Genomic DNA, 23175 nt, shown 5'->3' with positions numbered 1-23175 from the left:
TCGTCACTGACGGATGGAAGGATCGTGATGGTCAACGCAGCCGAACCCGGCCGGCCCGCCGCGCCGCGCCCGCAACCCCGGGGCTCCGCGGCACCCTCCCGCCCCGAGCCGCCGCCGTGGCTCCTCACCGGGCCGCGGACCCGGCCGGAGCCCGGTGGCCGGACGACGACGCCGCGTGCGGTCCTGTTCGACCGGGACGGCACCCTGGTGGAGGACGTCCCCTACAACGGCGACCCGGCGCGGGTCCGCCCGATGCCGCACGCCCGCGCCGCCCTGGCCAGGCTCCGCACGGCCGGCGTCGGCCTCGGCGTGGTCAGCAATCAGTCGGGTGTCGCCCGCGGCCTGCTGACCAGGCAACAGGTGGAGGCGGTGCGCGACCGGATCGAGGAGCTCCTCGGCCCTTTCGACGTCTGGGCGATCTGCCCGCACGGCCCCGCGGACCGTTGCGGATGCAGGAAGCCCGCGCCCGGACTGGTCCTGGCCGCGGCCCGCGGCCTCGGCGTGGAACCGCGAAGGACCACCGTCATCGGCGACATCGGCGCGGACTGCGCCGCGGCCAGGGCCGCCGGCGCACGCGGCATCCTCGTGCCCACCGCGGCGACCCGGACCGCCGAGGTGGCGCGGGAACCCGAGGTCGCGGCGGACCTGGCCGAGGCGGTGGAGCTGGCCCTCTCGGGCGCGGACCCCGGTTGCCCGGTGGCCCCGCGCGGTGGGGGCCCCGGCCGATGAGATCCCTGGTGGTGCGTCTGGACAGCGCGGGTGACGTGCTGCTCGCCGGTCCCGCGGTGCGCGCGGTGGCCGCGGGCAGCGAACGGGTGGCGGTGCTCGTCGGACCCGCAGGGGCCGCCGCGGCCCAACTGCTGCCCGGGGTGGACGAGGTGCTGGAGTGGGAGGCGCCGTGGGTCGGTCTCGAGCCGCCGCCGGTGCGGGTGGACGAGGTGCTCGCGCTGGCGGAACGAGTCGCGGCGGGCCGCTTCGACCGGGCGCTGGTCCTGGCCTCGTTCCACCAGAGCCCCCTGCCCACCGCCCTGGTGCTGAGGCTCGCCGGCATCCGCTGGATCGGCGCGGACAGCGAACACTACCCGGGCTCCCTGCTGGACCTGCGGCACCACCGCGCGCCGGACCGGCACGAGGCCGAGGCCGCGCTCGACCTCGCGGTCGCCGCCGGCTACCGGCTCCCCCCGGGTGACCAGGGGGAACTGCGGGTCAGCCCGCCGCCCGACACCCGGGCGCTGACCGGCGACGACCCGTACGTGGTGGTGCACCCGGGCGCCCAGGCCCCGGCCCGGGCCCCCAGCCCCGAGAGGGCCGCGGCTGCGGTGCGGTCCCTGGTCGCCGCGGGACACCGGGTGGTGGTCACCGGCGGCCCCGAGGAGACCGCGCTCACCGCCGCGGTGGCCCGGGGACTCGCGGTGGACCTCGGCGGACGCACCGACCTGCGCCAACTGTCCGGGGTGCTGGCCGGCGCCCGCGCCGTGGTGGTCGGCAACACCGGCCCCGCCCACCTCGCCGCCGCCGTGGGCACCCCGGTGGTGTCGTGGTTCGCCCCGGTCGTGCCGGCCGAACGCTGGCGCCCGTTCCGGGTCCCGCACGTGCTGCTCGGCCGACCGGACGCCGGGTGCGCGGGCACCCGGGCCCGGGTCTGCCCCGTCCCGCAGCACCCCTGTCTCGACTCGGTCACCGGCGAGGAGATCACCACGGCGGTGGCGACCCTGACCACGCGTCCGGCGGCGAGCGGCGCGGCGGACGGGGCGTCCGTACCGGAGGTGACCGCGTGAACATCCTGCTGTGGCACGTCCACGGTTCCTGGACCACGGCGTTCGTCCAGGGCCCGCACACCTACCTCGTGCCGGTCACCCCCGGGCGCGGCCCCGAGGGCCTCGGCCGGGCCCGCACCTACGACTGGCCGGACGCGGTGCGCGAGGTGCCCCCGGAGGAGTTGCGCACGACCGACATCGACCTGGTGGTGCTGCAACGCCCGTTCGAGGAGGAACTGGCGCACCGCTGGCTCGGCCGCCGCCCGGGGCGGGACCTGCCCGCGGTGTACCTGGAGCACAACGCGCCCCACGGCTGCGTCCCCGACACCCTGCACCCCGCCGCCGACCGGGACGACCTGGTCCTGGTCCACGTCACCCACTTCAACCGCCTGTTCTGGGACAACGGCGCCACCCGCACCGAGGTGATCGAGCACGGCGTCGTGGACCCGGGCCACCTCTACACCGGCGAGGTGCCCAGGGCCGCCGTCGTGGTCAACGAGCCGATCAGGCGCGGCCGTACCACCGGTACCGACCTGCTGCCGATGTTCGCCGATGCCGCGCCCCTGGACGTGTTCGGCATGGCCACCGGGCCGCTCGCCGCCCACCTCGGCCTCGACCAGCGCAGACTGCGCACCCAGGAGCTCCCCCAGGCCGAACTGCACGCCGCGCTCGCCGCGCGCCGGGTCTACGTGCACCCGGTGCGCTGGACCTCGCTCGGGCTGTCCCTGCTCGAGGCGATGCACCTGGGGATGCCCGTGGTCGCGCTGGCCACCACCGAGGTGGTCCGGGCCGTTCCGGCGGGCAGCGGAGTGGTCTCCACCCGGCCCGAGGTCCTCGCCGAGGCGGTCCGCCACTACCTGGCCGACCCCGGGGCGGCGGCCGCCGACGGCCTGCGCGCGCGCAGGGCCGCCCTGGAGCGCTACGGCCTCAAACGCTTCCTGGCCGACTGGAACCGCCTGATCGAAGAGGTGACCCGGTGACCACACCGCTGAAGATCGCCCTGGTGTCCGAGCACGCCAGCCCGCTCGCCGCCCTCGGCGGGGTGGACGCCGGCGGACAGAACGTCCACGTCGCCGCGCTCGCCGGGGCGTTGGCCGACCTGGGCCACCAGGTGACCGTGCACACCCGCAAGGACGCCGGCGACCTGCCCGAATCGGTGCGGCTGCGCCCCGGGGTCACCGTGCACCACGTGCCGGCGGGGCCCGCCCGGGACGTGCCCAAGGACGAACTGCTGCCCTACATGGGGGCGTTCGGTGACGTGCTGGCCGAACTGTGGCGCGAGGACCCGCCGGACGTCGCCCACGCCCACTACTGGATGTCCGGCCTCGCCACCCTGCGCGGCGCCCGGGGCTCGGGCGTCCCGGTGGTCCACACCTTCCACGCGCTCGGCACGGTCAAGCGGCGCCACCAGGGGGACGCCGACACCAGCCCGCCGCGCCGGGTCGCCGCCGAGACCGCGGTCGGACGGGCCTGCGCCCGCACCATCGCGACCTGCCGCGACGAGGTCCGCGAACTGCGCGCCATGGGGTTGCCGTACCGCAGGATCCGGGTGGTGCCCTGCGGGGTGGACCCCGAACGGTTCACCCCGCACGGCCCCGCGGCGCCCAGGGGCACCCGGCCCCGGCTGCTCCAGGTGGGCCGGCTGGTGCCGCGCAAGGGCTCGGACACCGCCATCGCGGCCCTCACCCACGTCCGGGACGCCGAGCTGGTCATCGCCGGAGGGCCCCCGCCGGACCGGTTGCACGAGGACCCCGAGGCGCGGCGGCTCACCGAGCTCGCCGCCGAGGCCGGGGTCGCCGACCGGCTCTGCCTGCTCGGCGGGGTGGCCAGGGAACGGATGCCGGCCCTGTTGCGCAGCGCCGACGTGGTGATCTGCCCACCCAGGTACGAGCCGTTCGGGATCGTCCCGCTCGAGGCCATGGCGTGCGGGCTGCCGGTCGTGGCCAGTGCCGTCGGGGGACACCTGGACACCGTCGCCGACGGTGTCACCGGCAGGCTCTTCCCCCCGGGCGACCCCGTCGCCCTCGGCGCCGCGGTCAACGAACTGCTGGCCGACGCGCCGCTGCGGACCCGCTACGGGGTCGCGGGACGACGCCGGGCGCTGGCCCGGTACCGCTGGGACCGGGTGGCCAGCGCGACCGAGGCGGTCTACGCGGAGGTGCTGCCCCGCCGCCCCCGAGGAGCCCCAGGAAGCCGGCCGGGCCCCCGAGCCGCGACCGTCAGCGTCACCGGAGCCGCCCGATGAACGCGCCGTTGCAGCACGCGGAGGAACACTGCCGGTCCCTGGAGCGCGCCCTGGCCTCGCTCCGTTCCCGCCACCTGCCCCTGTTGGTCCGCTGGGGTGACGACCTGGCGCAACTCCTGCCCGCCGGGGGCCGGCTGCTCGCCGCGGGCAACGGCGGCAGCGCCGCCCAGGCCCAGCACCTCACCGCGGAGCTCGTCGGCCGCTACCAGCACGACCGCCCGCCGTTCGCCGCCGTGGCCCTGCACGCCGAGACGTCCACGGTGACCGCGATCGGCAACGACTACGGCTTCGACGAGCTGTACGCCCGCCAGGTCGCCGCGCACGGCCGCCCGGGGGACGTCCTGGTGCTGCTCAGCACGTCGGGCCGCAGCCCCAACCTGCTCCGCGCGGCGGCGGCCGGAAGGGCCGCCGGCCTGACCGTGTGGGCGATGACCGGACCGTCCCCCAACCCGCTGGAGGAACAGGTGGACGACGCGCTGTGCGTGGACGCGCCCCGGCCGGCCACCGTCCAGGAGCTGCACCTGGTCGCCCTGCACCTGGTGTGCGCCGCGTTCGACGCGGCCCTCGACCGGCTGCTGCTGTGGCGGTCCGCCGAAGTGACCGGCCCGGCGCCCTCCGCGGGGGCCGCCCCGGTGCTCGACGGCAGGCCCCCCGGGGGCGGACCGCGCGGCACCCCCCTCGAACGGGAACCGGGCCGGCACCGGGAGCGGACGTGAGCCGCCCGCTGGTCGTGGTGGGCGACGCCCTGCTGGACCGCGACATCGACGGCGAGGCCACCCGCCTGGCCCCGGACGCCCCGGCGCCGGTGGTGCGGGCGGGAACCGACCACGTCCGGCCCGGCGGCGCGGCCCTGGCCGCGGTGCTCGCCGCCCGGGACGGCCGGCCGGTGATCCTGGTGACCGCGCTGGGCGAAGGGGACGAGGACCAGGTGCTCCGCGACGAGCTGGCCGGCCGGGTGGAACTCCTGGAGATCCCGTTGGACGGGACCGTTCCGGTCAAGACCCGGGTGCGTGCCTCGGGGCGTCCCCTGGTGCGGATCGACCGGGGCGGCGGCACGCCGGGAACACCCGACTCCGCGGTGCGCCAGGCGGTGGCGGCGGCGGACGTCGTACTGGTGTCCGACTACGGCAACGGCACCGCCGACGCGTTGCGCCCCCGGCTCGCCGCGGCGGCGCGCCGGGCCACGCTGCTGTGGGACCCCCACCCGCGCGGGGAGCAGCCCGTGCCGGGAGCCCGGCTGGTCACCCCCAACGCGGCCGAGGCCAGGGCGATGGCCGCCGCCGTGCCGGGCCTGTCCACCGGAGGCGACGGGCTGCGCGACCACGCCGAGCGGGCCACCGCGCTGTGCCGGCACTGGAAGTCCGCCGCGGTCGCCGTCACCCTCGGCCACCGCGGGGCCCTGCTCAGCCGTGGCACCGAGAGCCCCATGCTGCTGCCCGCCCGCTACCGGTCGTGGGGCGACCCCTGCGGGGCCGGGGACTGTTTCGCGGCCACCGCGGCGACGGCGCTCGCCGACGGAGCGCTGCCCGAGGAGGCCGTGGACCGCGCGGTCGCCGCGGCCACCGACTTCGTGGGCAGCCGGCACGGGCCCGGCACGGCCGTCGAACCCCCGGCCACCCGGGACCCGTTCGCGCTCGCCGACGCGGTCCGGGCCCGGGGCGGCACGGTCGTCGCCACCGGGGGCTGCTTCGACCTGCTGCACGCCGGCCACGTCGGCCTCCTGGAGTCCGCCCGCCGGATCGGTGACTGCCTGGTCGTCTGCCTGAACTCGGACGCCTCCGTGGCCCGGCTCAAGGGACCGGGACACCCCCTGGTCCCGGCCGAGGACCGGGCCAGGGTGCTGGCCGGACTCGGTTGTGTGGACGCCGTCGCCGTCTTCGACGAGGACACCCCGCAGGCCCTGCTCGGCAGGTTGCGGCCCCAGGTGTGGGTCAAGGGCGGTGACTACACCGTGGACGCCCTGCCGGAGGCCGCGACCGTGCAGGCCTGGGGCGGACAGGCGCTGGTGCTGCCGTACCTGGACGGGCGGTCCAGCACCGCCCTGGCCCGCCGCGCCGCGTGCCTGCCCGAACGGCGGCCCGCAGCGGCGCGGACCCCCGGGGCGGGCGGGGGCGACCCCGCCGGCACAACCCCTCGGGCGGGCAACGACGGGTGGGTGGCGGGCAGCAGCGGGGCCCGGACCGGGACGGCGACCGGGACGGCCGCCTGGGTACGGTGGCCCGACCGGCCGGAGCGCGCCGCCGGTGGCGATCAGGGGCCCCAGCGATGAGCGGGGCCGGCGGCCCTCCCGGGGCCCCGCCGGGCGGCTGCGACGACCGGAACGGCGGGCCGGTCCCCGAGATCCTGGTGCTGCGCGCCCTCGGGCTCGGGGACCTGCTCACCGCGGTCCCCGCGCTGCGCGCCCTGCGCCGCCACCACCCGGGTCACCGCCTGGTGCTGGCCGCTCCCGGACGGTTGGCCGCAGCCGCGGCGGCCACCGGCGCGGTGGACCGGCTGCTGCCCACCGTCGCACCGGGGCGGGAGGTACCCGCCCGGCTGGACTGGACCGGGCCGCCCCCCGAGATCGCGGTGGACCTGCACGGCAACGGACCACCCAGCCACCTCCTGGTGGAACGGCTGGGCCCCGGCCGGATCCTCGCCTACGCCCACCCCGACACCCCCCGGATCGTCGGCCCCCGGTGGCGCGCCGACGAACACGAGCGCGACCGCTGGTGCCGGCTGGTGCGGTGGTACGGAATCCCGGCGGACCCCGCGGACCTGCGGCTGGCCGCCCCGGCGACACCCCCGCCGGCACCGGGGGCCGTGGTGCTGCACCCGGGCGCCGACGCCGCGGCGCGACGCTGGCCGGCCGACCGTTTCGCCGCGGTGGCCGGGGGACTGCGGGAACGTGGCCACCGGGTGGTGGTCACCGCGGGGGCGGGGGAGGGGGAACTGGCCCAACGGGTGGCCGAGCGGGCCGGCCTGCCGCCGGGCAGTGTGTTCGGCGGCACCCGTGACGTGCCGTTCGTCGAGCTCGCCGCGCTGGTCGCCGGGGCCCGCGCCGTGGTGGTGGGGGACACCGGACTCGCCCACCTGGCGACCGCGTTGGGGACGCCCTCGGTGGTGCTCTTCGGCCCCGTCGCCCCGCACCTGTGGGGACCGCCGCCCGGTGGCCCGCACCGCGCCCTGTGGCACCCCGACCCGGGGGCCGGCAACCGCCAGGGCGACGCCCACGGGGACGTCCCCGACACCCGGCTGCTGCGGATCACCCCGGGCGAGGTGCTGCACGCCCTGGCCGGCCTCCCGCTCCCCGCCGCGACCCCGCCGCCGCCCCGGGCGGCGGCACCGTCCGGAACCCGGCCATGACGACCTCCCCGTTCCCCGTCGGAGTGGTGGTGATCACCAGGAACCGCCGGGAGCGGGTGCTGCGCTCCCTGGACCGGCTGGGTGGACTTCCCGAAGCGCCCCCGATCGTGGTGGTGGACAACGCCTCGCGGGACGGCACCGTGCCCGCCGTGCGCGCCCGCCACCCCGGGGTCCGGGTCCTGCCGTTGGGCAGCAACGAGGGCGCGGTCGCGCGGAACCACGGCGTCCTGGCCCTGGACACGCCCTACGTGGCCTTCAGCGACGACGACTCCTGGTGGCACCCCGGAGCGCTGACCGAGGCCGCCTCGCTGTTCTCCGCCCACCCGCGGCTCGGCCTGCTCGCCGCCGCCACCCGGGTGGGCCCGGACGGCGCGACCGACCCGCTCGACGCCGTCCTCGCGGGCTCCCCCCTGGGCACCGCCCCGGACCTGCCGGGCCCCTCCGTCCTGGGGTTCCTGGCGTGCGCCGCGATCGTCCGCCGCAGCGCCTTCCTCGAGGCCGGGGGGTTCCACCCGCTGCTCCACTTCGGCGCTGAGGAGACCCTGCTCGCCCTGGACCTGGTAGCCCGCGGCTGGGGGGTGGCGCACTGCCCGTGGGTCGTCGCCCACCACCACCCCGACCCGGGGCCACGCCCGGGACGCAGCGCCCGGGTCCGCCGCAACGAACTGCTCACCACCTGGCTGCGCCGCCCCTGGACGCACGCCGCCGCGGCCACCGCCCGGCTCGCCCGGGACGCCGTGCGCTGCGCCGAGGCGCGTGCCGCGTTCCTCTCCGTGCTGCCCCTGCTGCCCGCGGCGGTGCACCACCGCCGCCCGGTGCCCCGGTGGCTCGAGGCCGACCTGCGGCTGCTGGCGCGCCACCCGGAGGTGGCTCCGACCGCCCGTCCGCCCGACATGCCCGTTGAGTGCCACTCATGCACAGTGCCGGGAACGGGCACCCATCGAGCACGCCGACCATCGAAGAGGGAGAGCGATCCCCAGTGACCGATCCGCGCGTCACCGTCGCCGTGATCACTCACAACCGCCGCGGCGAACTGCTGCACACCCTGGACCGGCTCGCCGACCTACCGGAGCGACCCCACGTGGTGGTGGTGGACAACGACTCCGGGGACGGCACCGCGGACGCCGTGCGCGCCCGCCACCCCGGGATGCGGCTGCTCCGTCCCGGGCGCAACCTCGGAGCCTGCGGACGCAACCTGGCCGCCCGGGAGGCACACACCCCCTACCTCGCGTTCTGCGACGACGACACGTGGTGGGAGCCCGGCTCGCTGGCCCGGGCCGCCGACCTGCTGGACGCGCACCGCACGGTGGCCGCGGTCACCGCGCGCATCATGGTCCACGACCCCCGCACCCCCGGGGCGGACCCCGTCGAGGACCCCGTCGTGGCCGAGTTGCGGGACTCGCCGGTGCCCGCCCCGCCTGGCCTGCCGGGCCCCGCGCTGGGCTCCTTCCTCGCCGGCGCCACCGTGCTGCGCCTGGACGCGTTCCGCCGGGCCGGGGGGTTCTCGCCGAGGCTCTGGCTCGGCGGCGAGGAGGAACTGCTCGCTGCGGACCTCGCCGCCGGGGGGTGGTGGCTGCTGCACGCCCCCGAACTGACGGTCCACCACCGGCCGTCCCCGGTGCGGGACCCCACGCTCCGCCGCGCCCACGGCATCCGCAACACCCTGTGGTTCACCTGGCTGCGCCGCCCACTGCCGACGGCGCTGCGCCGCACCGCCCACCTCGCCCGCACCGTCCCCAGGGACGCCACCTCGCTGCGGGCCTTCGCCGAGGCCGCGGCGGGCCTCCCCTGGGTGGTCCGGGAACGGCGGGTGCTGCCGGACCGGGTGGAGCGGACCCTGCGGATGCTCGAGGCCCCGCAACGCGCCTCGACCGCCCGCCGATACGTGGGCTGACCGCCCGTGGCGGTGCGACGGGCCCTGCTCACCGGGTGGTTCGCCTTCCGGCACGGCGAGGCCACCGCCGGCGACGTGCTGGCGGCGCAGGCCGTGGCCGCCGCGCTGACCGGCGCCGGGGTCCCGTTCGACACCGCCTGGTCCCCCACCTACCACCCGGGCGGGCTGCACCTGAGCGACGCCGACCCCGAGCGGTACAGCCACCTGGTGTTCGCCTGCGGTCCGCTGCACTCCCGCCGCCCCGCCGGGGACGTCCCCTCCCCACTGCTCGAACTCCACCGGCGGTTCGCCCACTGCCGGCGGATCGCGGTCGGCACCTCGGTGACCGACCCCGGCGACCCGGCCGTCACCGGGTTCCACGTGGTGCTGCCCCGCGACGGCACGGCCGCGCCGCCCGAGCCGGACCTCGCCGCGCACGCCCCCCGCCCCGAGCCGGTGCCCCTGGTCGGCGTCATCCTCACCGAAGGGCAGCAGGAGTACGGCGAACGCAGGCGCCACACGCGGGCCGCCGAGGCCCTGACGCGCTGGCTGCTCCGGCTGGACGCGGCCAGGCTCCCGCTGGACACCCGGCTGGACACCCGGGACTGGCGTCTGGCCGCCACCCCCGGTCAGCTCCGCGCCGTCCTGACCAGGCTCGACGTCGTGGTCACCACCCGACTGCACGGCCTGGTGCTGGGACTCGACGCGGGCGTGCCGGTGCTCGCGGTGGACCCGGTGGCCGGCGGCGCCAAGGTCACCGCCCAGGCTGAGGCACTTGACTGGCCCGCGGTGCTCCGGGTCGAGGACCTGGACGGGCCCCGGCTCGGTGACGCCTGGCGGTGGTGCGGGTCGAGCGACGCCAGGACCCGGGCACGGGAGTGCTCGGCCCGGTTCGGCCGTGCCGGGCCCCCGCCCCCGCTGCTCGTCGCCCTGCTCGCCGCGCTCGCCGACCAGTGCTGACGCCCCCGGAGGCCCCACCCGCGGTGCCGGCCGCGGGTGGGGGCGACGCTCACCGGGGCGGCTGGTCCCCGGTCACCTCCCGCACGCACAGCGGTCGCTCGGTGGGACCGGACAGCGCCGCACCGGTGAGCAGGTCGAAACTGGAGTGGTGCAGGGGGCAGGTGATGCGCAGCCTGGCCTCGTTGACCCGGGCGAAGACCAACCGGCCCCGGCGGTGCGGGCAGGCGGCGGAGACCAGGAACTCCCGTTCGCCCACCCGCACCCGCACCTCGTCCTCGCCGGCGGCCTCGACCACCGGCGCCCCGTCGGTGACGGCCGTCCGCGGCCGGGCCGGGGCGGGCACCGGACCGTCGGCGCGGTCGGGGGCCGCCATCACGCCACCCGCAGGGCGGAGGCGACGGCGGCCTCGACCGAGCCGCCGATGGTCTCGCTGGCCAACCGGAAACCGGCCCACACCTTGGCGCAGTCCAGGTCTGCCTCGGCCTCCAGCTCCCGGATCGCCACACTGAGCTCCTTGGCGTGGAAGTGGTCGATGTGCAGGTGCTCGGTGTAGTAGCGGGCACCCGCGAGTCCCAGCCGGGTGGCCGCGTCGGCGAAGCACCGGAAGGCGTAGAGGATGCTGGACTCCAGGTAGCACAGGGCCCCGAGGAAGTACTCCGGCCGTGGTGCCCTGGCCGCCGCCCAGAAGAAGAGGTTCACGTAGGCGAAGGTCTCGGGGTTGGTGGTGCCCAGGTAGTCCTCGACGTCGAGGGAGAGATCGAGTTCGCTCATCAGCTCCCGGTAGATGTTGAAGTGCGCCTGGTCGAGGTTGCCGCAGCCGAACTCGTCCACCAGCACCCGGAAGACGGCCATCTTCGCCTTCTTCGGCAGCCGGGGCACGATCGGCAGGAACGACTCGGACTCGGTGAGCCCGTCCACCGCGAACTGGCGCACCACTTCGCGGAACTGTTCCCGGGACAGCTCCTCCGCCATGATCCGTTCGCACTCCGGGGGGGAGGCCTCCTCCTCCGCCAGGAGTCCGCGGACCAGCCGGGTGAGCTCGGCCCGGTCGGCGATCCGGGGGTACTCCGCCTCCAGTTCCCGGGCCCGGCTCGCCACCAGCTCCTCGTCGAGGGCCAGCAGCTCCCGGTACTCCTCCGGCGTGGTGATGGTGCGGTTGAGCTCGAACAGCCGGGCGCCCTTGGTGCGCGGGGGCGCCGGGGCCGTGGTCAGGTCGGTCATGGGTTCCTCCACCCGATCACCGCACGGTCAGCGGGGTCGAGATCGTGCCCCGCCTGGCCAGTTCCAACTTGACATGGCGGTACCAGTCCTCGTCGAACAGGTGGTACTGCCCGCACAGGGCGTCCACCGCGCGCTGGTCCGCCTCGGCAAAGGAGTCGAGGGCCCGTCGGCACACCCCGGGGTGCAGGTTGGCGAGCGGCCCGACGAAGCCGGCCACCCCCGGCACCGAGGTGATGAGCTGCTCCCACCCCTGAAGCACCGGCACCCCTGGTCGATGTGCCAGTAGTTCCGCGGTGAACTCGCCCGAGCCGCTGGACTCCTTCACTCCGATCACGCCCGGCAACGCGCACACCGCGGCCAGGGCCCCGGCGTCCAGGGGTGTCCCGGACACCGCGTTCTCGTGGTAGACCACCACGGGCAGCTCACTGCCCGCGGTCACCTGCCGGTAGTGCGCGAGCAGCCCGGGGCACCCGGCGCCGCGCGGGAACGGAGGCGGCACGACCACCGCGTCCGCGCCCAACTCCGCCGCGAGCCTGGCCCGCTCCAGCACCGGCCCGGCCCGCCCCAGCTCCACCCCGGCGAGCACCGGGGCGCCGTCCGCGTTGGCCACCGTGGCCCGCACCATGTCCGCCCACTGGGAGAGCGTGAGGTGCCAGCCCTCGCCGGTGGAGAGGGTGGGCATGAACGCCGAGACGTAGGGGCGCAGCCCGGACACCAGACGGGCCACGCTGCCCTTGCACACCCGGCGTCGCTCGTCCAGGGGGGTGACCAGCGGGACCACGACCCCCTCCAGGTCGGGACGGGGGGTGGCCGCTTCCCGCCCCGCGGGTTCAGACCTCGGCATGGTCCACCTCCAGCGCCAGTGACTGCCGGTAGAGGGACTCCAGCTCGTCGGGGAACGGGGCGGTCTCCTGGCTGGGACGCGGCGAGCACACCGGTAGGCCGGCCGACGACGCGCGGAGCAGCCGCGGGTTTACCGTCACCAGACGGCCCCCGGTCGCGCTCACCACGGAGAGCAGCAGCCGTTCCCGGGGGCGCAGCCCGGTCAGCGGGTGGGCGTCCAGGTGGGTGAGGTCACTGACCTGGTAGCCGCGCCGGCGCACGTCGAGCACGCTGTGCAGCACGTCCATGAACGGGTAGTACAGGTCCTGTATCCGGCGTGGGCGCCCCCAGACGACGTCGTCGCAGCGCCCGACCTCCTCGTAGGTCATCACCGTGGGGAGGTGCAGGTGGGTGACGAAGAACCCCTTGCAGGCGGCCCTGGTGACCGGGTCGGTGCTGTGCATGCCGAGGAACAGCGAGGCGTCGAGGTAGGTCTCACCCACAGTCGTCCACCGCCTCCCGCAGCCGGTCGAGGGAGCGGGCGAACTCCCTGGGGTCGCGGGCCAGGGCCAGCCGCACGTAGCGCTCCCCGGGCCGTGGGTCGCTCCAGTAGAAGTAGGTGCCCGGCAGCACGTAGACGCCGCGCGCCGCGACCCGGCGGTGCAGTTCGCTGGCGGTGACCCGTTCGTCGCGGATGCGGAACCAGGCGACGCTCACGTCCACCACCGGCTCCTGGTGCTCCAGCAGGCTGCCGTGCAGCTTCTTCTGGGCGAGCTCCCGGTTGCCCGCCACCACCTCCCGCACCGAGGCCATGGCGTCGTGGGTGGAGTCCTGCACGTAGCGGGTGACGAAGTTCAGCACGAACGGGGAGACGTCGAGCAGCACGCTGGTGTTGATGTTGTACAGGTCCGGGTACAGGTCCGGGCTCGGGGTCAGCAGGGAGCACTTGGCGTCCTGGAGCGGCCACGTCTTGCCGGTGTCCTCCAGGGCGATGTACCGCACCCCGGAGCCGTCGAGCAGCTCGTACAGGTCGAACCGGCCGAACCGCGGGTCGGCCAGGGCGAAGGCGGCGAAGCACAGGTCCAGCACCAGCAGCTTGTGGTGGTCCACGCAGTAGCGCACCACCTCCTGGAAGCCGGTGCGACCGTGCCGCAGCAGGGTGAACCCGGTCGGGTTGTTGGGGTCGACCAGGAACAGCGCGTCGGTGCGCACCGTCTCCACCAGCCGTTGGTAGATCAGCGCCGGGTCGTGCAGCACCTCCTCCGGGACGGGGACCGGGTGGACGCCGAGGTTCTTGAGCACGTCGGGCAGGTTGTCGAAGCACGGCTCCACCAGGCTCACGCTGAGCTGCCGCTGGGCCAGGTACATCCCGGTGACGATGGTGGAGATCGACGCGGCGTAGGAGAGCAGCGTGCGCTCACCGCCCCGCACGCTGTGCTGGCCGTGTAACTGGAAGAACGCGTCCTTGAACCGGTCCTCGAGCACCGCCTGGGGGGTCTGCTCCGCCTCGTACCACAGGTCGGGGAGCGCGGCGACGATGGCCCGCTGGGTGGGGGACTGACGTTGGTGGGTGTGCGCGTCAGCGAGGTTGTGCCGGGTCTTCAGGGCCTGGATCTCGTGCTGGGTGAGGTCGAGCAGGCGCTCAGTCACGATGGCTCCTCTGTGGATGGGAGGGGCTTTCAGTGAGAGCGGCAGACCGGCGTCGGCTGCTCGTGGGCGTGCCCCGCGACCTGGTGCGACGCGCCCCGCGACCCCTGGTCCGGCCCGGACGGACCCGCATCCGTCGGACCGGTTGGACGGCCGCGTCCGCCCCTGCCAGATCGACAGCGGCAGCACGATGGCAGCATGGCGTTGTATGCTAGCAAATGATCGATCAGCGATCAATGCTCAAAAGGCGCTGGCCGGAATCGGTCAGGTCCGTGGACGGAGGTAGCAGCGCATGGCGGCGGGAAAGAGCACATGACCACGGCGGACAACCCTCAGCGCCTCACCAGTGACGCCCTGACCCGTGCCCCCCTGCGGGAGCAGATCAAGCGCCTGCTGCTCGACGGCCTGGTCTCCGGGCGGTGGCGGCCGGGCGACCGCATCGTCGAGCGCCAGGTGGCCGCGGAGCTCGGCGTCAGCCAGGGGCCCGTCCGCGAGGCGCTGCGGGACCTGGAGGCCATGCGCCTGATCGAGTCCTCACCCAACCGCGGCGCCCGGGTCTGCGACTTCACCGAGCGCGAACTCCGCGAGGTGTACCCGGTCCGCGCCGCCCTGGAGCGGCTCGCCGCCGAGACCGCGGTGGATCGGCTCGCCGAGGACCTGTCCGTGCTGGAGGCGGAGGTGACGGCGCTGCACGCCGCCGCGCTCGCCGGCGACACCGAGGCGCAGATACAACACGCCATCGCCTTCCACCGGGAGATCGTCCGCGCGGCGGGCAACGCCATCCTGTTGCGGGCCTGGGAGGGCCTGGGCATCGAGCTGTGGACGTCCATGTCCATCCGTTGGCTGCGCACCGAGCTGCACGAGAACGCGGACGACCACGAGTTCCTCGTGGAGGCGTTCCGCCGCCGTGACCCACGGGTCGGTGAACTCCTCCAGGAGCACGTCCTGAGCTACTGGCGCGGGCGGGGCGGGGGCGGCGGGCCGGCCGACCAGCCGGTGGCGGGCCACGGCAGGGCGTGACCTGACGCCGGCCGGCGTCACGCCCCACCCGTTCCACCGCGTCATTCGGGCACGCGGCGCCGGCCCTTGGGGCCGGTGGTCCCGCGGGCAGGAACCACACGCACGGAACGCTCCGCGGGCGACCGGACCCCGACGGACCGGCAGCACCGGTCCGCCTGGCGCTCCGGCGCCCTGTCACCCATGTCGCCACGCCCCGGAGGGAGCTCCATGCCCACGACACCGCACCCCCGTACCCAGGTCCGGCCGGGCACCATCACGGTCTTCTCCGACCTGTGGTGTTCGTTCGCCCACGTGGCGATCCACCGCCTGCACACCACCCGGGCCCGCCTCGGTCTGGAGTCCGTGGTCCGTCTGGACCACCGGGCCTTCCCCCTGGAGCTGTTCAACGACGGGCCCAGCCCGCGCCCCGGCACCGACTCCGAGGTGGGCGGTGTCGCCCACCTCGAGCCGGACGCGGGCTGGCAGCTCTGGCGGGCGTCGGACTGGACGTACCCCTCCTCGACCATGCCGGCGCTCGAGGCCGTCCAGCTCGCCAAGGAGCAGGGGCTCGACGTGGCCGAACGGCTCGACCTCGCCCTGCGCCGGGCCTTCTGGGCGCAGAGCCTGTCCATCGGGACCCGGGCGGTGGTCCTCCGCGTCGCCGGCGAGACCCCCGGGGTGGACGTGGGCGCCATCGCCGACGGGCTCGACGACGGGAGGGCCCGGGGCCGGGTGACCGCGGACTTCCACTGCGCCAAGGAGCACGGGGTGGTGTGCAGCCCCCACCTGTACCTCCCGGACGGGACCGACTACCCCAATCCGGGCGTCGAGGCGCGCTGGCACGGCCGCTACGGGCGGGGTTTCCCGCAGATCATCAGCGACGACCCGACGGTGTACACCGAGATCCTGCGGCGGGCCGCCGGTGTGATTGAGCCGGTGTCAGCGGTCGCTCAAGTGGGAGATAAATGATAAATCGTCATGAGATGACCAAGGAAACTACTTGCCGGTACTGATTGACGACGCCGCTGTCGCCATGACTACCATCCTCGAGCGGAAGAAAAGTTCCGCGATCCGGGATCTGAGTGACAGTCCTGGCGTCGTTCCTTACCGCACCACCCGCAGGCCGGGCCCGCACCCGGCTCGCTGATCCGCCCCGGGGCCGCCCATCTCCGCGGCCCCGGGGACAGAACGACGAAGTGAAAGGGGATCCCGTGTCCCGTCCCGCATCCCAGTTGGACCAACTGCCGGACCCAGACCCCGAGGAGACCGACGAATGGCGCGAGTCCCTTGACGCGGTAGCCCAGGTCCGGGGGCCGCGCCGCGCGGCCTACCTGGTCCGGCGAACCGTGGAGCACGCCGAGCGGACCGGGATCGGCCTGCCCGGGCTGGTCGGGACCGACTACGTCAACACCGTGCCCACCGAGGCCGAGCCGGACTTCCCCGGCGACGAGGCGATCGAGGCGCGGATCACCGCGTGGAACCGCTGGAACGCCGCCGTGATGGTCACCCGGGGCAACCAGCGCGCCGGCCTCGGCGGCCACATGGCCACCTACGCCTCCGCGGCGTGGCTGTACGAGGTGGGGTTCCAGCACTTCTTCCGCGGCAAGGACCGGGACGGCTCCGGGGACCAGCTCTACCTCCAGGGCCACGCCTCACCCGGCATCTACGCCCGCGCCTTCCTCGAGGGCCGGCTGACCCAGGCCCAGCTCGACAACTTCCGCCAGGAGGCCGGCGGCGAGGGACTGCCCTCCTACCCGCACCCGCGGCGCCTGCCCTGGTTCTGGGAGTTCCCCACCGTCTCCATGGGCCTGGGCCCGCTGGCGGCCATCTACCAGGCCAGGTTCAACCGGTACCTGCACGCCCGCGGCATCAAGGACACCTCCGCCTGCCGGGTGTGGGCCTTCCTCGGCGACGGCGAGATGGACGAGCCCGAGGCCACCGCCGCGCTCGCCCTCGCCTCCCGGGAGCGCCTCGACAACCTCACCTTCGTCATCAACTGCAACCTCCAGCGGCTGGACGGTCCGGTCCGGGGCAACGGCCGGATCGTCACCGAGCTGGAGCGGCAGTTCCGGGCCGCGGGCTGGAACGTCGTCAAGGCGCTGTGGGGCCGGGAGTGGGACCAGCTGCTCGCCCGGGACAGCGAGGGCCTCCTCGCCGCCCGGCTGGCCGAGGTGCCCGACGGTCAGTTCCAGACCTACGCCGCCCGTGACGGCGGCTACATCCGCGAACACCTCCTCGGCACCGACCAGCGCCTGCGCGCCCTCGCCGAGGGGCTGAGCGACGCCGACCTGCACCGCATCGTGGGCACCTCACGGGCGGGACACGAGCCGCGGAAGGTCCACGCGGCCTACCGGGCGGCGGTGGAACACCGCGGCGCCCCCACGGTGGTGCTCGTGCAGACCGTCAAGGGCTGGACGCTGGGCCCGGGGTTCGAGTCGCGCAACGCCAACCACCAGATGAAGAAGCTCACCGGTCGTGAGTTCCGCGCCATGCGGGACCTGCTCGGGCTGCCCATCCCCGACTCCGCACTCGCCGACGAGTTGCCGCCGTACGCCCATCCGGGACCGGACTCCGAGGAGGTGCGGTACCTCACCGAACGCCGCCGCGCCCTCGACGGTCCGGTACCGGCCCGCCGCACCTCCCAGGTGGCGCTGCCCCAGCCGGACGACCGGCCGTTCGCCACCCTCGCCAAGGGCTCGGGCAACCAGGAGATCGCCACCACCATGGCGTTCGTCCGACTCGTCAAGGACCTGATGCGGGACAAGCAGACAGGTCGCCGCTGGGTGCCGATCGTTCCGGACGAGGCGCGGACCTTCGGCATGGAGTCGCTCTTCCCCAGCGCCGGCATCTACTCCCCGCTGGGACAGACCTACGACCCGGTGGACCGGGACCAGCTCCTGTACTACAAGGAAGCCGCCGACGGTCAGATCCTCAACGAGGGGATCACCGAGGCCGGCTCCATGGCCTCCCTCACCGCCGCGGCCACCGCGTACGCCACCCACGGCGAGCCGGTGATCCCGTTCTACATCTTCTACTCGATGTTCGGCTGGCAGCGCACCGCCGACCAGATGTGGGCGCTCGCCGACCAACTGGGTCGGGGATTCCTGATCGGGGCCACCGCCGGCCGCACCACCATGACCGGTGAGGGCCTCCAGCACGCCGACGGGCACTCCCAGCTCACCGCCTCGACCAACCCGGCCTGCGTGTCCTACGACCCCGCCTTCGCCTTCGAGCTCGGGGTGATCGTCCGCGACGGGCTGCGCCGCATGTTCGGGCCCGAGGGCGAGGACGTCTTCTACTACCTCACCGTCTACAACGAGCCGAAGGCGCAGCCCCCCATGCCGGAGGCGGACGGGGTGAGCGAGGGCATCGTGCGCGGGCTCTACCGGTACGCGCCCGCGCCCGTGGGCACCTCGGACCGGGCGCCCAGGCTGCAACTGCTGGCCTCGGGCACCGCGATGCACTGGGCCCTGGCCGCGCAACGGCTGCTGGCCGAGGAGTGGGACGTGTCCGCGGACGTGTGGTCGGCCACCTCCTGGACCGAGCTCCGCCGGGACGCGCTCGCCTGCGACGCGGAGAACCTCGCGGACGCCGCGGAGGGCCGGGAGGGCAGCGAACGGGTGCCGTACGTGACCCGTGCCCTGCACGGCGCCCCCGGCCCCGTGGTCGCGGTCAGCGACTGGATGCGGGCGGTGCCGGACCAGATCAGGCCCTGGGTGGAGCAGGACTGGACGTCGTTGGGCACCGACGGCTTCGGGCTCTCCGACACCCGCACCGCCGCGCGCCGGCACTTCCGGGTGGACGCCGAGTCCATCACGCTCGCGGCCCTGGCCACCCTCGCCCGGCGCGGCCAGGCCAAGCCGGAAAGCGTCCGCGACGCGGCCCGGCGCTACGGACTGGATATCAGGCCGAAAACGACATAAGAAGTCCAGAGTCAGCGCAGTCCCCCGCGTCACTCGATCGGGGAATGGTTCGCGGGGGACCGGACCGGCACGATGGGACGCGCACGCGTAACCATCGAGGAGGGAATTCTCCATGTCGGTCGATGCTCTTTCGAATCCCCCCGTCAATGGAGGGGAAAGCGGCCAACCGCAGCTCAGTCTCGGTACGGCCGCTGCGCGAAATCTGGCGACGACCACCAAGTCCGTGCCGCAAATGCAGGGAATCACCTCCCGCTGGCTGTTGCGCGTGCTTCCCTGGGTGGAGGCGAGGGGCGGTGCCTACCGGGTGAACCGTCGGCTCAGCTACACCCTCGGCGACGGCCGGATCACCTTCGTGCAGACCGGCGCCGAGGTCCGGGTGATCCCGGACGAGCTCCGTGAGATCGCGGTGTTACGGGACTTCGAGGACACCGCGGTGCTCACCGCCCTCGCGGACCGCTTCGTGCAGCAGGACTTCCGGGCCGGAGAGGTGATCGCGCAGGCCGGGCAGCCGGCGGACCAGGTCTACCTGATCGTCCACGGCCGGACGCAGCAGCTCGGCGAGGGCAAGTACGGTGACGATACCGTCCTGGACGTCCTCGCCGACGGCGCCCACTTCGGGGCCCAGGTGATCACTGACCCCGGTCAGAGCTGGCCGTTCACCGTCCGCGCGGAGACGGCGGGGAGCCTGCTCCGGCTCGACCGGCAGTCGTTCGAGGAGGTGGCGGGCGGGTCCCCGCAGTTGCGGGCGCACATCGAGGACTACCGGGCCGGAGCGCGGCAGCCGACCAACCGCCGAGGTGAGGCGGACATCGCCCTCACCTCGGGACACGAGGGAGAGGTGCAGCTCGCCGGCACCTTCGTCGACTACGAGCCGTCACCCCGGGAGTACGAGCTCAGCGTGGCGCAGACCATCCTGCGCGTCCACAGCCGGGTCGCCGACCTCTACAACGAGCCGATGAACCAGCTCGAGCAGCAGCTCCGCCTGACCATCGAGGCGCTGCGGGAGCGCCAGGAGCACGAGCTGATCAACAACCGCGAGTTCGGGCTGCTCCACAACTGCGACTACTCCCAGCGCGTCCAGCCCCGCTCCGGCCCGCCCACCCCCGACGACCTCGACGAGCTGCTCAGCCGGCGGCGCAGCTCCCGCGTCTTCCTCGCGCACCCGCGCACCATCGCGGCGTTCGGCCGGGAGTGCAACAAGCGGGGCCTCTACCCGGACAGCGTGGCGCTGCACGACACCACCGTTCCCGCCTGGCGCGGTATTCCGATCCTGCCGTGCAACAAGATCCCGGTCACCAAGGAGCAGACGAGCTCCATTCTTGTCCTGCGTACCGGCGAGGACGACCAGGGCGTCATCGGACTGCACCAGACCGGACTTCCCGACGAATACGAGCCCGGTCTTTCCGTGCGCTTCATGGGTATCAACGAGAAGGCCATCATCTCCTATCTGGTGTCCGCCTATTACTCGGCCGCCATTCTGGTTCCCGATGCCCTGGGAATTCTGGAGAACGTGGAGATCTCCAGCGCGACGTGACGGGGGCCGGGCGGGGACCGGGCTCGTGGTGGGTCGAAGGCATTTGTGCACCCCTTCGGGGAAGGCGTCCAGGCATGGATCACACATCGGCGCCGATTCTGGAAGCACTCGACCGATACCACCGACGTCACGAGCTGGGTTTCACCCCGCCCGGCCACAAACAGGCGCGAGGCGCCGACCCCTCGGTGCGCCGGGTTCTGGGTGACGCGGTGTTCCACAGCGACGTGCTGGCCACCGCGGGCCTCGACGACCGGCTCTCCGGGCAGGGGCTGCTGCGGCGGGCCGAGGAGTTGATGGCCGACGCCGTCCACGCGGAGCACACCTTCTTCTCGACCTGCGGCAGTTCCCTGTCGGTCAAGGCCGCCATGCTGTCCGCGGCCGGACCGCACCAGAAGCTGTTGGTGGGCCGTGACGCCCACAAGTCGGTGGTGTCCGGCCTGATCCTCTCGGGGGTGGTGCCGATCTGGGTGGAGCCCCAGTGGGACCCCGAGCGCCATCTGGCACATCCGCCGTCGGCGGCCTCCTACGAGGCGCGGTGGCAGGAGCACCCCGACGCCCGGGGAGCCCTGGTGACGAGCCCCACGCCGTACGGGTGCTGCGCCGACCTCGCCGGCATCGCCGAGGTGTGCCACCGCCGTTCCCGACCGCTGATCGTGGACGAGGCGTGGGGCGCCCACCTGCCGTTCCACCCCGACCTGCCCGTGTGGGCGATGGACGCGGGCGCCGACGTCTGCGTGACCAGCATCCACAAGATGGGCAGCGGTCTGGAACAGGGCTCGGTGTTCCACCTCCAGGGCGACCTGCTCGAGCCCGCCGTCCTAATGTCCCGGGCCGACCTGCTGGGCACCACCAGCCCCTCGGTGCTGATCTACGCGGGCCTGGACGGCTGGCGGCGGCAGATGGCGCTGCACGGCGAGGAACTGCTGGGCGGCGCGCTGGGGTTGGCCGGGCGGGTGCACGAGGTCGTCAAGGGGATCGACGGGCTGCACGTGGACGGCCGACCGGAGTACGTGGGCCCCGGCCGTGCCGCCGACCTGGACCCGCTGCCGACGGTCATCGACATCACCGCGCTCGGCATCGCCGGCTACCGGGCCGGTGACTGGCTGCGCGAACGGCACCACGTGGACCTCCACCTGAGTGACCACCGCCGGATCAGCGCCCAGCTCACCCACGCCGACGACGAGGAGACCGCCGACGCGTTGGTGACCGCGTTGGCCGATCTGGTGGCGCACGCGGACGAGCTGGGGCCGACGCCCACGGTGGCCGTCCCGACGCCCGAGGAACTGCGCGTGGAGCAGGTCCACCTGCCCCGGGACGCGTTCTTCGGGGACGTCGAGGACGTCCCGGTCTCCCGGGCGGTGGGCCGGGTCGCGGCGGAGATGCTCACCCCGTACCCACCCGGCATTCCGGTGGCCCTGCCCGGCGAACGGCTCACCGAGCCGGTGCTTGAGTACCTGCGCACCGGCGTCGCGGCCGGCATGAACGTCCCCGACGCGGCCAGCGCCGGGCTGCGGACCGTGCGGGTGATGGTGGAGGAGCACCACCGCACCTGACGGCCCCGCCCCGCCGACGGCACACTGACCGATGACCGTTGACCGCCGCGCTCCCGGGGGCCGCGGGCAGGGGTCACGGGGTCACGGCCGGAGCAGGATCTTGACCGCGCCGTCCTCCTTGGCCTGGAACATCTGGTAGGCGCGCGGACCGTCCTCCAGGGACATCACATGGGTGGCGAACCCCTCCACGCCCAGCGGGTCGTCGTCACCGAGCAGCGGCAGCAGGTCGGGCACCCAACGGTGGACGTTGGCCTGCCCCATCCGCAGTTGGATCTGCTTGTCGAACATGGTCAGCATCGGCAGCGGGTCCGCCATCCCCCCGTACACGCCGGCCAGTGACACCGTGCCGCCGCGGCGGACCAGGTCGATGGCCGAGTAGAGCGCCTGCAACCGGTCCACGCCGACGCGTTCCATCAGCCTGCCGGCGACCATGTCCGGCAGCAGCCCGGTGAGCTGTTGGGCCAGCCGGGCCGCGGGCGCGCCATGGGCCTCCATGCCCACCGCGTCGATCACCGAGTCCGGCCCCCTCCCGTCGGTCATGTCACGGATCTTCGCGGTCAGGGACCGTGGGTACTCCCGCAGGTCCACCGTCTCCACGCCGCGTGCCCTGGCCCGGCTGAGCCGGTCGCTGACCAGGTCCACGCCGATGACCCGGCCGGCGCCGCGGTGCGCCGCGACCCGGGCGCACATGTCCCCGATCGGGCCCAGCCCCAGCACCACCACCGTGCCCCCGGGTGGTACGGCCGCGTACTCCACCGCCTGCCAGGCGGTGGGCAGCACGTCGGACAGGTACAGGAAGCGCTCGTCCGACGGCCCCTGGGGGACCTTGATCGGAAGGGTGTTGCCGAACGGTACCCGCATCAGCTCCGCCTGACCCCCGGGGACCTGACCGTAGAGCCGGGTGTAGCCGAACAGGGCGCCGCCGGTGCCGCGCTCACGCGTCTGGGTGGTCTCGCACTGGGAGTGCAGTCCCTGGCCGCACATGAAGCACGTGCCGCAGGAGACGTTGAACGGGATGACCACCCGATCGCCGGGCTGCACCTCCGTCACCTCGTCGCCGACCTCCTCCACGATCCCGATCGGCTCGTGACCGAGGATGTCCCCCGGTTCGAGGAACGGCCCGAGGATCTCGTACAGGTGCAGGTCGGAGCCGCAGACGCCGGTGGAGGTGACCCGCACGACGATGTCCGTGGGGTCCTTCAGCCCCGGGTCGGGCACCGTGTCCACCCGGACGTCCCGTCGTCCCTGCCAGGTCAACGCTCTCATCTTCGCTCCTCCCGCCGGGCGTCCGGTGAG

Annotated in this window: 21 protein-coding genes; 15 read left to right on the top strand and 6 right to left on the bottom strand. The window is 74.3% G+C overall.

The features are described 5' to 3' along the window. The first annotated feature begins 27 nt into the window (after positions 1 to 27). Genes A3IG_RS0120640 through A3IG_RS0120595 form a run of 10 tightly spaced genes read left to right on the top strand, consistent with a single transcriptional unit; the run spans position 28 to position 10180 of the window. Positions 28 to 729 (top strand): D-glycero-alpha-D-manno-heptose-1,7-bisphosphate 7-phosphatase, encoded by a 702-nt coding sequence (locus A3IG_RS0120640; RefSeq protein WP_018385496.1) that lies wholly within the window; start codon positions 28 to 30, stop codon positions 727 to 729. Continuing rightward, positions 726 to 1778: a glycosyltransferase family 9 protein gene (locus A3IG_RS0120635; RefSeq protein WP_026220485.1), complete on the top strand. Its 1053-nt coding sequence runs from the start codon at positions 726 to 728 to the stop codon at positions 1776 to 1778. Before A3IG_RS0120640 ends, A3IG_RS0120635 begins: the two co-directional genes overlap by 4 nt. Beyond that, positions 1775 to 2737, top strand: a complete 963-nt coding sequence (locus tag A3IG_RS0120630; RefSeq protein ID WP_018385494.1) for a glycosyltransferase — start codon at positions 1775 to 1777, stop codon at positions 2735 to 2737. The genes A3IG_RS0120635 and A3IG_RS0120630 overlap by 4 nt, the downstream gene beginning before the upstream one ends. Continuing rightward, the gene (locus A3IG_RS0120625; RefSeq protein WP_018385493.1) at positions 2734 to 4002 is read left to right on the top strand and encodes a glycosyltransferase; all 1269 of its coding nucleotides are present in this window, start codon (positions 2734 to 2736) and stop codon (positions 4000 to 4002) included. The genes A3IG_RS0120630 and A3IG_RS0120625 overlap by 4 nt, the downstream gene beginning before the upstream one ends. Then, positions 3999 to 4718, top strand: coding sequence for a D-sedoheptulose-7-phosphate isomerase (locus tag A3IG_RS30675; RefSeq protein WP_018385492.1), 720 nt, complete (start codon positions 3999 to 4001; stop codon positions 4716 to 4718). The genes A3IG_RS0120625 and A3IG_RS30675 overlap by 4 nt, the downstream gene beginning before the upstream one ends. Next, positions 4715 to 6271: a D-glycero-beta-D-manno-heptose 1-phosphate adenylyltransferase gene (gene rfaE2 / locus A3IG_RS0120615; protein ID WP_018385491.1), complete on the top strand. Its 1557-nt coding sequence runs from the start codon at positions 4715 to 4717 to the stop codon at positions 6269 to 6271. The genes A3IG_RS30675 and rfaE2 overlap by 4 nt, the downstream gene beginning before the upstream one ends. Beyond that, positions 6268 to 7347, top strand: coding sequence for a glycosyltransferase family 9 protein (locus A3IG_RS30670; protein ID WP_078500767.1), 1080 nt, complete (start codon positions 6268 to 6270; stop codon positions 7345 to 7347). The genes rfaE2 and A3IG_RS30670 overlap by 4 nt, the downstream gene beginning before the upstream one ends. Next, positions 7344 to 8330 (top strand): glycosyltransferase family 2 protein, encoded by a 987-nt coding sequence (locus tag A3IG_RS0120605; protein ID WP_018385489.1) that lies wholly within the window; start codon positions 7344 to 7346, stop codon positions 8328 to 8330. The genes A3IG_RS30670 and A3IG_RS0120605 overlap by 4 nt, the downstream gene beginning before the upstream one ends. Further along, positions 8327 to 9241 carry a glycosyltransferase family 2 protein gene (locus A3IG_RS0120600; RefSeq protein WP_018385488.1) on the top strand — a complete coding sequence of 305 codons (915 nt, stop codon included), beginning with the start codon at positions 8327 to 8329 and terminating at the stop codon, positions 9239 to 9241. The genes A3IG_RS0120605 and A3IG_RS0120600 overlap by 4 nt, the downstream gene beginning before the upstream one ends. A 6-nt stretch (positions 9242 to 9247) precedes the next feature. Beyond that, on the top strand, positions 9248 to 10180 hold the full coding sequence (locus A3IG_RS0120595; RefSeq protein ID WP_018385487.1) for a hypothetical protein: 933 nt from the start codon (positions 9248 to 9250) through the stop codon (positions 10178 to 10180). A gap of 49 nt (positions 10181 to 10229) precedes the next feature. Here A3IG_RS0120595 and A3IG_RS0120590 read toward each other — a convergent pair whose 3' ends face one another. Genes A3IG_RS0120590 through A3IG_RS0120570 form a run of 5 tightly spaced genes read right to left on the bottom strand, consistent with a single transcriptional unit; the run spans position 10230 to position 13873 of the window. Next, positions 10230 to 10553: a Rieske (2Fe-2S) protein gene (locus A3IG_RS0120590; RefSeq protein ID WP_018385486.1), complete on the bottom strand. Its 324-nt coding sequence runs from the start codon at positions 10551 to 10553 to the stop codon at positions 10230 to 10232. Then, a complete protein-coding gene (locus A3IG_RS0120585) occupies positions 10553 to 11401 on the bottom strand; it encodes an iron-containing redox enzyme family protein (RefSeq protein WP_018385485.1) in 849 nt (282 codons plus the stop codon). Before A3IG_RS0120585 ends, A3IG_RS0120590 begins: the two co-directional genes overlap by 1 nt. A gap of 16 nt (positions 11402 to 11417) precedes the next feature. Next, positions 11418 to 12245, bottom strand: a complete 828-nt coding sequence (locus A3IG_RS0120580; protein ID WP_018385484.1) for a dihydrodipicolinate synthase family protein — start codon at positions 12243 to 12245, stop codon at positions 11418 to 11420. After that, on the bottom strand, positions 12232 to 12726 hold the full coding sequence (locus tag A3IG_RS0120575; protein WP_018385483.1) for a DUF6190 family protein: 495 nt from the start codon (positions 12724 to 12726) through the stop codon (positions 12232 to 12234). The genes A3IG_RS0120580 and A3IG_RS0120575 overlap by 14 nt, the downstream gene beginning before the upstream one ends. Next, positions 12719 to 13873: an aminotransferase class I/II-fold pyridoxal phosphate-dependent enzyme gene (locus tag A3IG_RS0120570; protein WP_018385482.1), complete on the bottom strand. Its 1155-nt coding sequence runs from the start codon at positions 13871 to 13873 to the stop codon at positions 12719 to 12721. The genes A3IG_RS0120575 and A3IG_RS0120570 overlap by 8 nt, the downstream gene beginning before the upstream one ends. 309 nt (positions 13874 to 14182) lie before the next feature. On the opposite strand from A3IG_RS0120570, the gene A3IG_RS30665 reads away from it, so the two are divergent. The 5 genes from A3IG_RS30665 to A3IG_RS0120545 all read left to right on the top strand — a co-directional run bounded on the left by A3IG_RS30665 (position 14183) and on the right by A3IG_RS0120545 (position 21879). Further along, positions 14183 to 14890 carry a GntR family transcriptional regulator gene (locus tag A3IG_RS30665; RefSeq protein WP_018385481.1) on the top strand — a complete coding sequence of 236 codons (708 nt, stop codon included), beginning with the start codon at positions 14183 to 14185 and terminating at the stop codon, positions 14888 to 14890. Between the two features lie 207 nt (positions 14891 to 15097). Next, the gene (locus tag A3IG_RS0120560; RefSeq protein ID WP_018385480.1) at positions 15098 to 15838 is read left to right on the top strand and encodes a DsbA family oxidoreductase; all 741 of its coding nucleotides are present in this window, start codon (positions 15098 to 15100) and stop codon (positions 15836 to 15838) included. Positions 15839 to 16080: 242 nt separating this feature from the next. Next, the gene (aceE, locus tag A3IG_RS0120555; protein ID WP_040911985.1) at positions 16081 to 18792 is read left to right on the top strand and encodes a pyruvate dehydrogenase (acetyl-transferring), homodimeric type; all 2712 of its coding nucleotides are present in this window, start codon (positions 16081 to 16083) and stop codon (positions 18790 to 18792) included. Between the two features lie 112 nt (positions 18793 to 18904). Continuing rightward, positions 18905 to 20326 (top strand): family 2B encapsulin nanocompartment shell protein, encoded by a 1422-nt coding sequence (locus tag A3IG_RS0120550; RefSeq protein WP_026220482.1) that lies wholly within the window; start codon positions 18905 to 18907, stop codon positions 20324 to 20326. A 74-nt stretch (positions 20327 to 20400) separates the two neighbouring features. Then, positions 20401 to 21879, top strand: a complete 1479-nt coding sequence (locus A3IG_RS0120545) for an aminotransferase class I/II-fold pyridoxal phosphate-dependent enzyme (protein ID WP_018385477.1) — start codon at positions 20401 to 20403, stop codon at positions 21877 to 21879. An 81-nt stretch (positions 21880 to 21960) separates the two neighbouring features. On the opposite strand, the gene A3IG_RS0120540 is transcribed toward A3IG_RS0120545, so the two are convergent. Further along, positions 21961 to 23145: an alcohol dehydrogenase catalytic domain-containing protein gene (locus A3IG_RS0120540; protein ID WP_026220481.1), complete on the bottom strand. Its 1185-nt coding sequence runs from the start codon at positions 23143 to 23145 to the stop codon at positions 21961 to 21963. Between the last annotated feature and the right edge of the window lie 30 nt (positions 23146 to 23175).

It is taken from the genome of Wenjunlia vitaminophila DSM 41686, from assembly GCF_000380165.1.
Taxonomy (GTDB): Bacteria; Actinomycetota; Actinomycetes; order Streptomycetales; family Streptomycetaceae; genus Wenjunlia; species Wenjunlia vitaminophila.
This window is presented reverse-complemented; position numbering and strand designations above follow the sequence as displayed.